We start from the raw sequence: 13,767 nt of genomic DNA, 5'->3' as shown, positions 1-13,767 counted from the left end.
TTGGGCGGGAAACCCGTGGTCCGCACTCGATGCCAGACGATGAAAGACTGACCGGATTCCTTGACCACATCAGTGGCGGCGCGACGCGATGTTCACGATGACGCAGGCGGGGTAAAGCAAACGACCGTTTTTCTGCCCTTACCTGCAGCAGGGAAGCGGAGTTGTCCAGAGTACAGTCTGGGAATCGCCTCCATGACAGAGAATACTTGTGTATTCATTCTGAATATCTCATTGAGGTAGACCGTTAGCGAGCTGCTCTTCCGCATAGAAGATATACCACTTCTATTAATATCCTTTCTAGATACCTTTTCCAAAGAGATTTATCTGGACAAGGGAGTGAATCTCATAAAAATACAACTGAGAAGGCGAAGGGATTTGATAAGGAAGGATCAGCAATGATCATAACCGGCTTTACGAAACATTATGAGATAAAAGCGAAACTTAACACTCTGGAGAGATTCCAAGCGGTCATTGAACTCGACCTTAATGGCAACATTATAACAGCCAATGAGAAATTCTTAAGAACGTTCGGCTACACACTCCCGGAGCTCCAGGGCAAGCACCACAGCATATTTGTCGATGAAACAGAAAAGGTTAGCGGCGAATACCGACGCTTCTGGGAGGCTCTGAACCGCGGCGAAGACCAGACGGCAGAGTACCAGAGATTTGGCAAAGGCGGCCGGAAGGTCTGGATCCAGGCAATCTACAATCCAATCTTCGGGCGGGCCGGACGCCTTCTCAAAATTGTCGGATTCGCCACCGACATCACCCAGCAGAAACTGAAGACGGCGGATCACCAAGGCCACATGGATGCCGTTCATAAGTCTCAGGCGGTCATTCAGTTCAAAATGGACGGCACCATCGTTGAGGCAAACGAAAATTTCTTGCGTGTCTTCGGCTATGATCTCTCCGAAATCCAGGACAGGCATCATCGCATGTTCGTGGAACCGGCATTCCGGGACAGCGCGGATTACTGCCGCTTCTGGGAGGCACTGAACCGGGGCGAGTTCCAGGCCGCCGAGTACAAGCGTCTGGGCAAAGGCGGCCGGGAGGTCTGGATCCAAGCGACGTACAATCCGGCTCTCGATCCCGTCGGAAAGCCGTTGAAGATCGTCAAGCTTGCTACGGACATTACCCCGCAGGTCCAGGAGCGCTTGCGCCGTGCTGCTCTTCAAAAAGAGGTCGACATCAGCCTCGGCGAGGTCATCGGTGCCGTCTTGACGGCGAACGAACAGGCCGCCGGCGTCGCTGGTGCGTCGGCCCTGATCTCATCAAACGTCCAGGCAGCAGCAATCGGTGCGGAGGAATTGGCCGCATCCATCGGCGAGATCGGGCGCCGCATGTCCGACGCCGCGCTGGTCACCGAACAAGCGGTGGAACAGGCCAACCATACCAATGCCATCATGACGAGTCTCGCCGAGGCGGCCAATCCGATCGGCAGCGTGGTAAGCCTGATCCAGCAGATCGCCAGCCAGACCAATCTCCTGGCGCTCAACGCCACGATCGAAGCGGCGCGGGCCGGTGAGGCCGGCAAAGGCTTCACGGTGGTCGCGTCCGAGGTCAAAAACCTCGCAACCCAGACGGCCAAGGCTACGAATGACATATCCGAGCAGATCTCAGGCGTTCAGGCGGCGACTGCCGAAGTGGTCGAAGCCATCAGCGGCATTTCCGGCATTATCACCCAAATCAACGACATTTCGATCGCCATCGCCTCGGCCGTGGAGGAGCAAGACGCAATGACTCGCGAAATGGCGGCCAACATGAATGGTGCCGCGCAGGGCGTCGGCAACGTCAGCGCCGGCATGAACGCGATCGCTTCAGCCATACGCGTCGTGAACGATGCCACCGTCAAGGTGAGAGGAATGTCTCAATCCTTGGTGCAGTAGCACGGACCGCCCGTATTCCGGCGACCATGAGAGCATTCACTCCGGTAAAGATTCAAGGAAAAGCGCGGATGTTCATAGTAGCACGGAACAACGTCAAAATTTCGGGCCAGGGGACGCGGACGATCATGTTCGCTCATGGTTTCGGCTGCGACCAACATATGTGGCGTTTCGTGACACCGGCTTTCGAAGGCCACTACCGCATCGTAACCTTTGACCATGTCGGCGCCGGGAGATCGGATCTCTCAGCCTATGACTATGCCAAATATGCGTCACTCGATGGTTATGCCTCGGATGTGGTCGAGATCGCCCGCGAATTCGACGTGAAAAATGGCGTCTTCGTCGGCCATTCGGTCAGCGCGATGATCGGCGTGCTGGCTGCGGCTCGCGATCCCATCCTCTTCTCGAGGCTCGTGCTGATCGGCCCCTCACCGTGCTATATTGACGATGGCGACTATGTCGGCGGTTTCTCGAAAGCGCAGATTAATGATCTGCTGGATTTTCTCGACAGCAACCACATGGGCTGGTCGCGGACGATGGCACCGGGCATCATGGGCAACCCGGACAAACCCGAACTCGGCGAAGAACTGGCCAACAGTTTCTGCCGGACGGATCCCGAGATCGCCAAGCATTTCGCGCGGACAACCTTCCTCTCCGACAACCGCAAGGATCTCGGGGGCGTGGTCATTCCGTCCCTGATCCTGCAATGTTCCGAGGACATCATCGCGCCGGAAGCCGTTGGCCGCTACGTCCATACGCACCTGGCCAACAGCACGCTGGTGCTGATGTCCGCGACCGGGCACTGTCCCAATCTCAGCGCGCCACATGAGACGATCGACGCCATCGAATGCTTTCTGGCCAGTTCATGATGGGCGCACAGGGAGATGAAGAACTGTGGGACCTGTTCGAGAACGCTCCTTGCGGCTACATCTCGGTTGATGCGTGCGGTCGTGTCCTGCTGACCAACCGGACCCTCACCGATTGGCTGGGCATCGGAGCGGGCGAAGCTGCCGGTCGGCGTTTCATCGATTATCTATCCGTTCCCAGCAAGATCTTCTTCCAGACCCATTTCGATCCGCTCATCCGCATGCAGGAGTCCTTCAACGAGGTCGCTCTGGACATGGTTACCTCAAAAGGAACGAAGCTGCCGGTTCTGCTCAATGCCGTCTCGCGCCGGAATGGGAGAGGCGATCTCGCCTGCATCCACATCACCATATTCAACGCCACCGAACGACGGTGCTACGAGAGAGAACTGCTTGTAGCGCATGCTGAGGCGCAGCAAGCGGTTGGGGAATTGAAGGCGTTGAACGCCACCCTTGAATCGCGGCTTGCCACAGCGGCCCAGGAGCGGACAGCAGTAGAGGCCGCACTCGGGTACGCAATGAAGATGGAGGCATTCGGCCACCTCACTGGAGGCATCGTGCATGACTTCAAAAACATGCTGACTGTCGTCATCAGCGGCTTATCGGTCCTCCAACATCGAATCGCCAAGCGAGACTTTCGGGACGTTGATAAACTGGTTGCCGCTACCGTAGACGGTGCGAACCGTGCCGCCAAGCTTACCCAGCGGCTTCTCACCCTCTCCCGGCAGCAGCCGTCGCCCGAGTTCCTCGATGTCAATGACTTCATCACATCTGTGCTCGAACTGGTCGGTTCAGTCCTGAACAATCGCATCGACATCCAAGCCACACTGGCCGATCGGATCGGAACGGTCATGGTCGATGCGAGCCAGTTCGAGAGCGCGCTTCTTAATCTGATCGTCAACGCCCGCGATGCTATGCCCGATGGAGGGAAGATCAGTGTGATCACATCTGAGATCGACATCCAGGAAGGCCTATACGCTGGTGTCATGCAGGGGTGCTATGTGTCCATCGCCATCGCGGATACTGGGGTTGGAATGCCTCCCGATGTCGCTGCCCGAGCCTTCGATCCGTTTTTCACCACCAAAGACGCGGGAAAAGGCACCGGTCTTGGACTGAGCCAAGTCTTTGGCTTCGCAAAACAATCAGGCGGACATGTTGAGATTGCTTCCAAGTCACAGCATGGTACAACGATCACGATGCTGTTGCCGGTGTTGCGACCGGGTAGAAGTGTCATTGGTTGGGGCAAAGTAGGAATGTCGGAGAGGTAAGCTTCGACTTGGCCGTGGGTTGTGGCGGCCGGCCTTCTTCGGCATATCTGGCATGGCTGCGTTCGGGTTCGGCTCGGCGGCGCGGTCAAGCCCCGGAGCCGCTGTGCGGTGCGCCGCAGGCGCAGGGCTTGACGGCGCCGCCGAGCCCGAGCCATCATCCCGCCGCCAGACATGCCGGCTGCATCGGGGCTTTGCGGACAGGGGGCAAACAGCTGCGGTCAGTCGGCCGCGCAGGCGCTGTCGGAAGGTCCGCCCTGCCGCTTGCGCCGCCCCGTCTTGTGGTAGCCGTTCTTTTTGCTGTTGGTCTTCACCCGAGGCGGCGGCTGGCTCTCCTGCATCTCCTTCACCTGGGCCAACACAGCGCTCAACCGCTTGTTCTCCACAACGTCGGCTTGGCTGACCCGCTGGTCCTTGTCGAAGGCCCGATAAGACAGCGCCACCCCCTTCCACCGCACCTCCAGACGGCCATCGGCGAAGGCGTAGGTGTCGACATACTGGCCAACCAGCCCCCGCGTCAGCTCCGTTTCCTCCAGCATGATCAGCTTGCGCTCGTAGGACAGCGTCAGTTGCTGCCCGACATGGCGCTGTTCGCGCCAGCACAGCACCTGGCACAGCCGATCCCGCGCGATGGCCAGCGGCCGGTGCAGATCGTCCGGCCGGGCAGGGGGCAGGGCAAAGCGGGCGTTGAAGCGCTCGACGAAGCCGGGCAGGAAGACATTGCCCGCCTCGATGCCGGTGACGCCAGCCAACCGCAACTCCTTCACCAGCCGGTCCTGCAGCGTTCGGTTCACCCGCTCGACCCGCCCTTTGGCTTGGCTGAAGTTGGCACACAGGATCTCGATGTTCAATTCCGCCAAGGCGCGGCCGAACTGCGTCATGCCCTGGCCGCCCTTTGCCTCGCGCTGTGAGACCCGGAACACCGAGTATTTGTCCGAATAGAAGGCCAGCGGCCGGCCATGGGCGTTCAGATAGCCCTCCAGCGCCTCGAAGTAGGAAAAGGCGCTCTCCGACCGGGCAAAGCGAAGCTGCATCAGCCGGCCCGTTGCATCGTCGATGAACGCCAGAAGCGTGCAGGGATCGGCGCGATCCTCGAACCAGCGGTGCTCGCTGCCGTCGATCTGGATCAACTCGCCGAACCGCTCACGGCGGAGCCGGGGAGGGTGGAACTGCCGGCGTTGCCGACGCGACAGCCAAAGGCCGGCCTCCGCCATCCACTGGCACAACGTCTCGCGCGAAACCGTCAGCCCATGCTTCTCCCGCAACATCTCTGCCGCCAGGGTCGGGCCGAAATCGCCATACCGACTGCGAACCAGCTCCAGCGCCCGCTCCCGCACCTCATTGAACCGTACCGGGTTTCGCGGAGGCCCCGTTTCCTGAGAGACTGGGGTCAACATGACGAAGCAAGCATCACCCAAATACGCCCCTGAAGTGCGCGAGCGCGCGGTTCGGATGGTGTTCGAACACGAAAGCGAACACGCGTCGCAGTGGGCGGCGATTAGCTCGATCGCGGCGAAGATCGGCTGCAATCCCGAAACGCTGCGGAATTGGGTCCGGCAGGCCGAGCGTGACCAGGGCAGGCGGCCGGGGCTGACGACGGACGAGCAGGAGCGGATCAAGGCGCTGGAGCGCGAGGTGCGGGAATTGCGCCAGGCGAACGAGATCCTTCGCAAGGCGTCGGCGTATTTCGCCCAGGCGGAGCTCGACCGCCCGTTCAAGAAATGATCGCCTTCATCGACGAGCACCGCGCTGTCCACGGGGTCGAGCCGATCTGCCGAGTGCTGCCGATCGCCCCATCCACCTATTATGCCCATGCCGCCCGTCGGGCCGATCCGTCCAAGGCGCCAGCCCGCTGGCGAAGCGACGCGGAGCTGAGTGTTGCTATCCGGCAGGTCTGGGACGCGAACTTCCAGGTCTATGGGGTACGGAAAGTGTGGCGGCAGTTGCGGCGGGACGGCATCGACGTGGCGCGCTGCACGGTAGCCCGACTGATGAAGCAGATGGGCTTGAAGGGAGCGATGCGTGGCAAGGTGGTGCGCACCACGATCAGCGACCGGGCGGCGCCCTGTCCTGCTGACCGAGTGAACCGCCAATTCCAGGCGCCCCGCCCGAACGCCTTGTGGGTGGCGGATTTCACGTACGTATCGACATGGCAGGGCTTCGTCTACGTGGCCTTCGTCATCGACGCCTTCGCGCGCCGCATCGTGGGCTGGCGGGTGTCCAGCACAGCCCACGCTGATTTTGTGCTGGACGCTCTGGAGCAGGCACTTCACGACCGCCGACCGGCCAGAGACAGCGGCCTCATCCACCACTCGGATCGTGGGTCGCAATATGTCGCTATTCGGTACACAGAGCGCCTGACCGATGCCGGTGTCGAGCCCTCCGTAGGAAGCGTTGGCGATTCTTACGACAACGCCTTGGCCGAAACCATCAATGGTCTCTACAAGACCGAGGTGATCCGGCGCCGTGGACCATGGCGCACCCTGGAGGCCGTCGAGTTCGCCACCCTGGAGTGGGTCGACTGGTTCAACCACCGGCGCCTGTTCGAACCCATCGGCAACATTCCTCCTGCCGAGGCCGAAGCGCGCTACTATACTCAAACCGAGGGCGTCGCCATGGCGGCGTAACTCAAGCCAAATGGCCTCCGCGAAACCCGGTACGGTTCACATCGCCAAGCCGCCGGTTCGATGGGCGGCCGCGCCCGCGGTGAACCAGAGCGCCGCCGCCACCGGCCTTGTAGCGCGCCAGAAGCCGCCACACCTGCCGCTCGCTCAAAGCCAGAACCGACGCCGCCGATCCGATCCCGCGGCGACCGCTCAGCACCTCGCCGAGAACCTCAACGCGTTGCAAGTCCCGTTCGCTCATCGTTATCCAGCCCATCGCCAGCCTCCCAGCCGTCGAAAACACGACCGAAGACTGACACTTCTATGTTGCGAGGGACTGACATTCTGACATTGCGCCTACAGCCGGTGTCCACAAAGGGATCTATATGGGAAATCAGCTGATGATTTTATTCGTCAACATTGCATAATATATTTTGGAATTTCTTGAGGAATTGCACGAAAATAATATCTTCAGTCTAAGGAAATATATGTGCATTTTGACTGGACTGTAGTCTCACAGAGTGCGGGCCGTCGCTCATGATCTCGGGTCCGTCTCAAACACTGTGGGCTACCTCTCACCGAATGTGGGCCGGAGCCCGCTTCCCGTCTCAGCCAATCCGGTCCCGGAATCGCTCGGAATCTTGGGTCCGACCGTCGATGATCTCGGGCCGCTACAGCTAGAGCGTTCTCAGGTTGCCTGGAATCGCTGAGGGGGATTTCCATTGCCATCGTAGCATGATTCGCTGCTCCTGGATTTCCGGTCTGGGGGTAGCGATGGCATGGCGTCAGGGGCAGAGCTATTCGGACGATCTTCGGTCCCGGGTTCTGGCGGCGGTTGATGGCGGCATGGCCGTGCGCGCTGCCGCCTCGGTGTTCCAGGTCAGCATCTCCTACATCTACAAGGCGCTGATCCGACGCCGGACCACCGGCGAGACGGCGGCCAACCGGTCGCGCGGCCACCGCCCCCGCAAGTTGACGCCAGAGCAGGAGACCGCGCTTGCGGCCCATCTGCGGACACATTCGGACATGACGCTGGCGGCGATGCAGACGTGGCTGGAGAGCGAGCATGGCGTCCGGCTGAGCAGCGGCGCGCTGTGGACGGCCATAGATCGGCTCGGGCTGACGCTCAAAAAAAGACACTCAAGGCGAGCGAGCAGGACCGACCGGACGTCGCAGCCCGTCGACGGGTCTGGCGGGCGGCCCAGCCCTTCGTCGATGCCGACCGGCTCGTCTTTATCGACGAAACCGGTGCCTCCACGAAGATGACTCGGCTGTACGGCCGGGCGCCGCGCGGCCAGAGGCTGATTGCCTCGGCGCCTTTCGGGCACTGGAAGACCACGACCTTCGTGGCCGCGCTGAGACGTGACGGCCTGACCGCGCCGATGGTGCTTGACGGGCCGATGACCGGAGCGGCCTTCCTCGCCTACGTCCAGCAGGTGCTGATCCCAACCTTGCGGCACGGCGACATCGTCGTGCTCGACAATCTGCCCGCCCACAAGACCGCCGAGGTCCGCGCCGCCATCCAAGCGTCCGGCGCCCAACTCTTCCTGCTGCCGCCCTACAGCCCCGACCTCAATCCCATCGAGATGGCCTTCGCCAAGCTTAAGACCCTGCTGCGCCAAGCCAAAGAGCGAACAGTCGATGGCCTCTGGCATCGTATCGGCCAACTCCTGGACCACTTCAAGCCGGACGAGTGCGCCAACTACTTCCGCGCCGCAGGGTATGGAGACTCATTCTGAAAATGCTCTAAGGACCGGTGTGTCGGCGCCCCCGGTGCTTGGCGTGTCCAGGCCAGGGTGCTGAGCGCGGTGTCGAGCCGGATCTCCAGTAGTATTTCTAGCAGGACGCGGAAAAAGGCTGTGCTGTGGCGGGCTCTCGTGATTCTGTGTGCTGACACGGGGTGCGGTCGGAGAGAGGACGATGCGCGGATCGGACGAACGCAGCGAGGGGCTTTTCAGCTACGTGAGCTGCGAGGCGCGGGTTCCGGCCAATCACCCTCTGCGGCCGATCCGGGCCATAGTGGATGAAGCGCTGGAGGTGATGTCGCCCGCCTTCGAAGGCCTGGACTCGAAGATCGGGCGGCCGTCGATCCCGCCGGAGAAGCTGTTGCGGGCTTTGCTGCTCCAGGCCTTCTACTCGGTGCGCTCGGAACGCCAGTTGATGGAACAGCTCGACTACAACCTGCTGTTCCGCTGGTTTGTCGGGTTGTCGATGGACGCCCCGGTGTGGGATGTGACGGTGTTCACCAAGAACCGTGAGCGCCTGCTGGCCGGCGATGTGGCGGCCAAATTCCTGGCCGCTGTGCTGGGTCAACCCCGGGTCAAGGCGCTGCTGTCAGACGAGCATTTCTCAGTGGACGGCACGCTGATCGAAGCCTGGGCCAGCGTGAAGAGCTTCCGGCCCAAAGATGGCAGCGGCGAGCCGCCGGGGCCGGGACGCAACGGCGACCGCGACTTCCATGGTGAGAAGCGGTCCAACGAGACCCATGCGTCGACCAGCGATCCCGAGGCGCGGCTGTACCGCAAGGGCAACGGGCAGCCGGCGAAGCTGGCCTTCATGGGCCACGCCCTGATGGAGAACCGGAACGCCCTGGTGGTGGATGTCCGGCTGACGGCAGCCACCGGCTTGGCCGAACGCGAGGCGGCGGTTTCCATGGTCGAGGCCATTCCTGGCCGTCACCGCATCACGGTGGGCGCCGACAAGGCTTACGACACCAAGGATTTCGTGGCGAACATGCGCGAGTTGGGCGCCGCTGCGCATGTCGCGCAGAACACGAGCAACCGCCGCTTGGCGATCGACGGCCGGACCACCCACCACCCTGGCTATGCCGTGTCCTTGCGCATCCGCAAACGGATTGAGGAGCTGTTCGGCTGGATCAAGGGCGCCGGCTTGCGCAAAACACGTCATCGCGGCACGGCCCGCGTCGGTTGGATGTTCACCCTGACCGCTGCCGCCTACAACCCGATCCGCCTGCCCAAGCTGCTGGCTGCGGCATAATCACGCCCGGAGCCCGCCTGAACGGCGGCTTCGAGCGTCTCAGAGCACGAAAAGGCGCTCCATTCTGACAAAAACGGGCGGCGGAAACGCCATTTCCAAGCCTCAGTGGAGGCAAAAAGCCAAAATATGTTCGTTTCTCCGCGCCCTGTTAAGGCCGGCCGCTCGGTCTACTTCGCCACTCTGGCCGACATCGTAAGCTCGCTGGCCAAGGCCGAGCGTGAGGGGACCTTGCGCGAGCGCCTGCGCTTCCTGTGCCGGCCACAGCTGCTGATCGTTGACGAGATCGGTTCCCTGCCGGTGATCCCCGGCGGCGGCAACCTGTTCTTCCAGTTGGTCAACGCCCGCTACGAGCGCGGCGCCATGATCCTGACCTCCAACCGCGGCTTTTCCGAATGGGGCGATGTCTTCGGTGGCACCGTCGTCGCTTCCGCCCTGCTAGATCGCCTGCTGCACCATGCCGTGGTGGTCCAGATCGAAGGCGCCAGCTACCGACTGCGCCGTCATGCTGAACTGATGCCGGACAACAACCGCAGCCGGCCGATCACCGCTCCGCCTGCGCCGCTACGGCGCCGAGGGCGGCCACCAAAAGCGAGGAGTGCCGACATCGAAGCCAATCCATAGCCCTTCAAACCATCTGGGGATTTTTCGACCGACCGTTCTGGGGAAACTTCATTAGGCCTTTACAGGCCCCCCTATCAATGGATAGCCGCTGGTCTGGACCTGTCAGGCGACACGTCAAACTGGTCCTTCCGCGTTTTCGGTGCAACAGCGTGGCTGGAGCGCTGCCGTTCAAGCCGCCTCCAGGACCCGGTGACGCAGCAGGTCGAACTTGGCGCGGCCGCACATGGTTCGCTTGATGGTCTTCAATCGGCTGATTTGCCCCTCCACCGGCCCGGTGCTCCACGGCAGCGACAGCGCCGTGCGGATCGCCGCGAGATCACGCGCGAGCCCATCGGCAAACCCAGCAAGGGCGGTTTCCTTCGCCGCGGCCAACCATTCATCCAACCGGCCCGCCTGCTGACGGCGCACCATGGTGCTGAACGCGCGGGCCAACTCAATGACCTTGGTGAGTCCCTCGGAACGGATGAGCAGGGCATCGACGAACCGTTGCTCGGCGGCATCGATCATCTCCGGATCGGCCACCACCAGCCACGCCGCCCGGCGTTTCGAGGGCAACTTCCATGGTCTCATCGTACCGGCCGCGCCGGCTGGGGGCGGGTTTGCGTCCCGAAGGCGCCCGGCCCAGCGCTGCACGGTGCGGAGTTGCCCGCGAAACCCACGCTCCTGGATCTCTTGCCACAGCCGGGCGGCGTTGTGGTAGCCCTCACTCCAGCGTTGCCGCAGATACGTGGCGTGGCGATCGACCGCGCTGCCGCGATCCCGTTGAGACCAGACCGGAAGTTCGCCGGCCCGCACCCACGTGCGGACCGTCTTGCGATTGATGCCGAGCGTCCGGGCGATCCGCTTCATCGGCCAGCCTTGGCCGTGCAACGCCATCACCTCGTCAAACCGGGCTTGCCGAACGCCATGGCGATCCGTCATCGGCAACCCGGCCAACGGTGCCGGGAGCGGTGCGGTCGTCGGGGACGGCGAGGCGGCCGTGCCGACTTCCATGGCGGCTCCCGCTGCCGCTTTGCTTGCCACGCGCAGGTCATGATGATGCCGGTCGAGAGCCCCGGCGAGAGCATCCCCAAGATTGCGCAGAAGGTGCCAGCGATCCGAGACCTGGACGGCGTTCGGAGCACCGGCCCGAATGCCGTCGGCGTAAGCGCCGGCGCGGTCGCGGGCAACGACCTCCACCCCGGGATAGGCTTTCAACCACGCTGCCACCGTCTCCGCGTGGCGGTCGGGCAGCAGGTCGATGGGACGGTTGCGTTCCAGATCGACGATGATCGTGCCGTAGCGCTGACCGCGCCGCCAAGCCCAGTCGTCGATGCCGATGACGCGCGGCGTCGGCACCGCCGGCAGGGGTGCCGCCCGGATCAGGCGCAACAGCGTGTCGCCGCTGACCGGCATGGCCAAGCAAGCCGCCAAGCGGGCACCGGCCTCGCCGCCGGTGCTGAGGGCGATGCGCCGTTGGGCCTCCGAGAGCCGGACGGTCCGCCGAACCTTCGGGAAGGCGACGGCCGGCAGGCGTTCGGCGAAGATGCGGCGCGGACACTCGACAGCGGCGCAGCGGAACCGGCGAACCTGGAGTTCGAATTGGCCGACCCGGCCCTGCCAAGGCAGGTCGCCGAGGCGACGAAGGTAACGACTGTGAACGCGGCGCGACGGCCGCCGACACACCGGGCAGGCCGCCGTAGAAGCACGAGCGCGCACGGCCGCAACAACGCGATCGTGGGTGACGGTGACGTGATCAACGATGAGACCGGGCGGGAGCAGGGACAGCAGCGATTTGGACAAGGAAATCAGAGCACTCAGAAAAGGGATACCGTTTCCTCTATGTGTTCACTGCTGCCCGTAAATGCATTAACGCTGCACCGAAAACGCGGAAGGACCAGTTCGGGATGTCGTTTGACAGGACCAGCAAGTCCAGAACGCAGACCCAGCCGACGGCCGGCCGCCAGGGCAGTGATGTGGGGGATGGCTACGGCCATGAGTGCCTCCTTTGGGCATGAAAAAGCCCTCGGCCGGGATGGCGCGCGGGCGGATGGATTGTCAGGTGGATAGGGCAGGCGCATGCTGACCGGCAGCAGGGAGGCCAGCATGCCCAAGCCGCAGTACAGCAGCCGGACAGCCGCACAGGGATACCTGACGCGGGATCAAGTCATGTGCGTTCTGACGGCCGATCCGGATACCGGGGAGGTTCGTGCGCCCGGCGCCGAGCTCCCGCCGGACTGGCTGCTGGAAGAGTGCCAGGACCTGGGGCTGGTGACGCCGGGCGAGAAGCCGTGCACATGGAAACTCAGCCCAGACGGGTGGGATGCGCGGGTGGCGCTGCTGTCGGACTGAGAAGCGCTCAGCCGGCGTCGAAGTTGGTCAAGAAATGTCTTTCGCTTCAAAGATCGCTCGCAATGCCACGAGCAAGGCGTTAGCGGGCATGGGTTTGTGCAATAGAACGGTCGTACCGGGGGTGTCGCCTGTCAGGTCCCGCACCCCGCCAGCAGGAGGATCGGCCGTCACAACGACGATTGGCAGGCATGGCCATTCGGCGCGCAGTTCTCGGATCATACGTCGGCCATCGCATCCAGGCATGTTGAGGTCGGTTACCACCACATCGAACGGCGCTGCGGCAAATGCCCTTAGTCCGTCTTTCCCGTTGTAGGCGCAGGTCACGGAATAGCCGACGGCTTCACATGTTTCGGCAAGTCCCAACAGGACAAGACCATCATCCTCTACAATTAAGATCCGAAAATTTTGTGAAATCATCATGGTATCCGTGATCCATGGTTGAGAATAAGTGCGAGTGCATGGAACCGCAAAGAAAATTGCATGTCATTCAAGCAGGCTCAACTTGCGGTCAACCCGTATTCGGGGTCCTATCTCAACGCATCATGGCCGCACGCGGGTTTTCTTGGATTTGCCGCCAGCCGACGTCCGGATTAAACCGACGGAACGCCCATGCTCGCAGCCAGTGACGAGCAGGCCATACCCCTCCCCGCCGCGGTTGCCTTCTCCTTAGCGTCAGGGGCCCGGAGCTTGTCGAGCAGGTTCGCCAACAGCGGCGTCGAGGCGGTGATCAGGAATGGCTACGACCATGGGTCGCCTCCTTTGGGCAGGGAAAAAGCCAACGCGAGGTGGTCGCAAGCGGCAATGTTAGGGTCAGTGTTCTCAACACGTTCGTTTTTTCCTGCGATCTGCCTTCCATCAGCAGAAAAGGTCTTTATATGGACGCTTAATATTCGCGATATGTTCTCAAAGAGGATTATTCCCTGATCTATTCGGCATCTAAAATTGCGGATGCACGATCACTTGGTCGCGCCGGCGTGCGCCTGACTTTGCCGATAGCTGCTGACGAACTGAAAGCTTGCCTGCGGGTGCAGCGGTAGCGCGCGGGCATCGGGTGCCGATCTTTCACGCTGGAAGTCATGGTCCGGACAGGACGCCAGCGCTCGCAGGTTGGCCTTCACCTGGACGATCAGGCTCTTGGCTTCGACCGTCACGCTCAGACTTCCATGAATTCTGCCAACCGGTTGAGCCAGCCGGCGGCGTTGAG

The 13,767-nt window shown here is 62.1% G+C and carries 12 protein-coding genes, 1 pseudogene and 1 other annotated feature; of the genes and pseudogenes, 8 read left to right on the top strand and 5 right to left on the bottom strand.

Going from position 1 to position 13,767, the window contains the following annotated elements:
• Positions 1–395 precede the first annotated feature (395 nt).
• The 3 genes from ABNQ39_RS37170 to ABNQ39_RS37160 all read left to right on the top strand — a co-directional run bounded on the left by ABNQ39_RS37170 (position 396) and on the right by ABNQ39_RS37160 (position 4,014).
• Positions 396–1,886: a PAS domain S-box protein gene (locus ABNQ39_RS37170; protein ID WP_376968000.1), complete on the top strand. Its 1,491-nt coding sequence runs from the start codon at positions 396–398 to the stop codon at positions 1,884–1,886.
• Between the two features lie 68 nt (positions 1,887–1,954).
• Entirely contained in the window at positions 1,955–2,752 is a 798-nt protein-coding gene (locus ABNQ39_RS37165) for an alpha/beta fold hydrolase (RefSeq protein WP_376967997.1), read from the top strand.
• Positions 2,731–4,014 (top strand): ATP-binding protein, encoded by a 1,284-nt coding sequence (locus ABNQ39_RS37160; RefSeq protein ID WP_376967995.1) that lies wholly within the window; start codon positions 2,731–2,733, stop codon positions 4,012–4,014. Before ABNQ39_RS37165 ends, ABNQ39_RS37160 begins: the two co-directional genes overlap by 22 nt.
• 218 nt (positions 4,015–4,232) lie before the next feature.
• Here the strand turns inward: ABNQ39_RS37160 and ABNQ39_RS37155 are convergent, their stop codons facing one another.
• Positions 4,233–5,408, bottom strand: coding sequence for an ISNCY family transposase (locus ABNQ39_RS37155; protein ID WP_376967992.1), 1,176 nt, complete (start codon positions 5,406–5,408; stop codon positions 4,233–4,235).
• Here ABNQ39_RS37155 and ABNQ39_RS37150 point away from each other — a divergent pair.
• Positions 5,407–6,638 (top strand): IS3 family transposase gene (locus ABNQ39_RS37150; RefSeq protein WP_376967989.1). Its coding sequence is split into 2 segments (ribosomal slippage): positions 5,407–5,701 and positions 5,701–6,638, totalling 1,233 coding nucleotides; the frame shifts between segments, so codons are not numbered across the junction. The genes ABNQ39_RS37155 and ABNQ39_RS37150 overlap by 2 nt on opposite strands.
• Positions 5,691–5,807: a sequence feature (AL1L pseudoknot), on the top strand. (Overlaps the previous gene by 117 nt.)
• Position 6,639: 1 nt before the next feature.
• Here the strand turns inward: ABNQ39_RS37150 and ABNQ39_RS37145 are convergent.
• Positions 6,640–6,876, bottom strand: coding sequence for a helix-turn-helix domain-containing protein (locus tag ABNQ39_RS37145; RefSeq protein WP_376967987.1), 237 nt, complete (start codon positions 6,874–6,876; stop codon positions 6,640–6,642).
• A gap of 512 nt (positions 6,877–7,388) precedes the next feature.
• On the opposite strand from ABNQ39_RS37145, the gene ABNQ39_RS37140 reads away from it, so the two are divergent.
• The 3 genes and pseudogenes from ABNQ39_RS37140 to ABNQ39_RS37130 form a co-directional block, all read left to right on the top strand.
• Positions 7,389–8,353, top strand: a protein-coding gene (locus tag ABNQ39_RS37140; RefSeq protein ID WP_428846428.1) for an IS630 family transposase whose coding sequence is annotated in 2 segments (ribosomal slippage) — positions 7,389–7,740 and positions 7,740–8,353 — 966 coding nt in all. Because the reading frame shifts where the segments join, the coding sequence is not laid out codon by codon here.
• Positions 8,354–8,534: 181 nt separating this feature from the next.
• Positions 8,535–9,611 carry an IS5 family transposase gene (locus ABNQ39_RS37135; protein ID WP_376967981.1) on the top strand — a complete coding sequence of 359 codons (1,077 nt, stop codon included), beginning with the start codon at positions 8,535–8,537 and terminating at the stop codon, positions 9,609–9,611.
• A 147-nt stretch (positions 9,612–9,758) separates the two neighbouring features.
• Positions 9,759–10,232: pseudogene (locus ABNQ39_RS37130) on the top strand (ATP-binding protein); the annotation flags it as partial.
• 168 nt (positions 10,233–10,400) lie between these two features.
• Here the strand turns inward: ABNQ39_RS37130 and ABNQ39_RS37125 are convergent.
• Complete coding sequence (locus ABNQ39_RS37125) at positions 10,401–12,023, bottom strand: ISL3 family transposase (protein ID WP_376968086.1); 1,623 nt, start codon at positions 12,021–12,023, stop codon at positions 10,401–10,403.
• Positions 12,024–12,290: 267 nt separating this feature from the next.
• Here ABNQ39_RS37125 and ABNQ39_RS37120 point away from each other — a divergent pair, with 267 nt between their 5' ends.
• Positions 12,291–12,563: a hypothetical protein gene (locus ABNQ39_RS37120; RefSeq protein WP_376967978.1), complete on the top strand. Its 273-nt coding sequence runs from the start codon at positions 12,291–12,293 to the stop codon at positions 12,561–12,563.
• Positions 12,564–12,590: 27 nt separating this feature from the next.
• Here the strand turns inward: ABNQ39_RS37120 and ABNQ39_RS37115 are convergent, their stop codons facing one another.
• Entirely contained in the window at positions 12,591–12,983 is a 393-nt protein-coding gene (locus tag ABNQ39_RS37115) for a response regulator (protein ID WP_376967975.1), read from the bottom strand.
• 536 nt (positions 12,984–13,519) lie between these two features.
• Positions 13,520–13,714: a hypothetical protein gene (locus ABNQ39_RS37110; protein ID WP_376967973.1), complete on the bottom strand. Its 195-nt coding sequence runs from the start codon at positions 13,712–13,714 to the stop codon at positions 13,520–13,522.
• Positions 13,715–13,767 lie beyond the last annotated feature (53 nt).

Source organism: Azospirillum sp. A26 (assembly GCF_042604635.1).
GTDB classification, from domain to species: domain Bacteria; phylum Pseudomonadota; class Alphaproteobacteria; order Azospirillales; family Azospirillaceae; genus Azospirillum; species Azospirillum palustre.
This window is presented reverse-complemented; position numbering and strand designations above follow the sequence as displayed.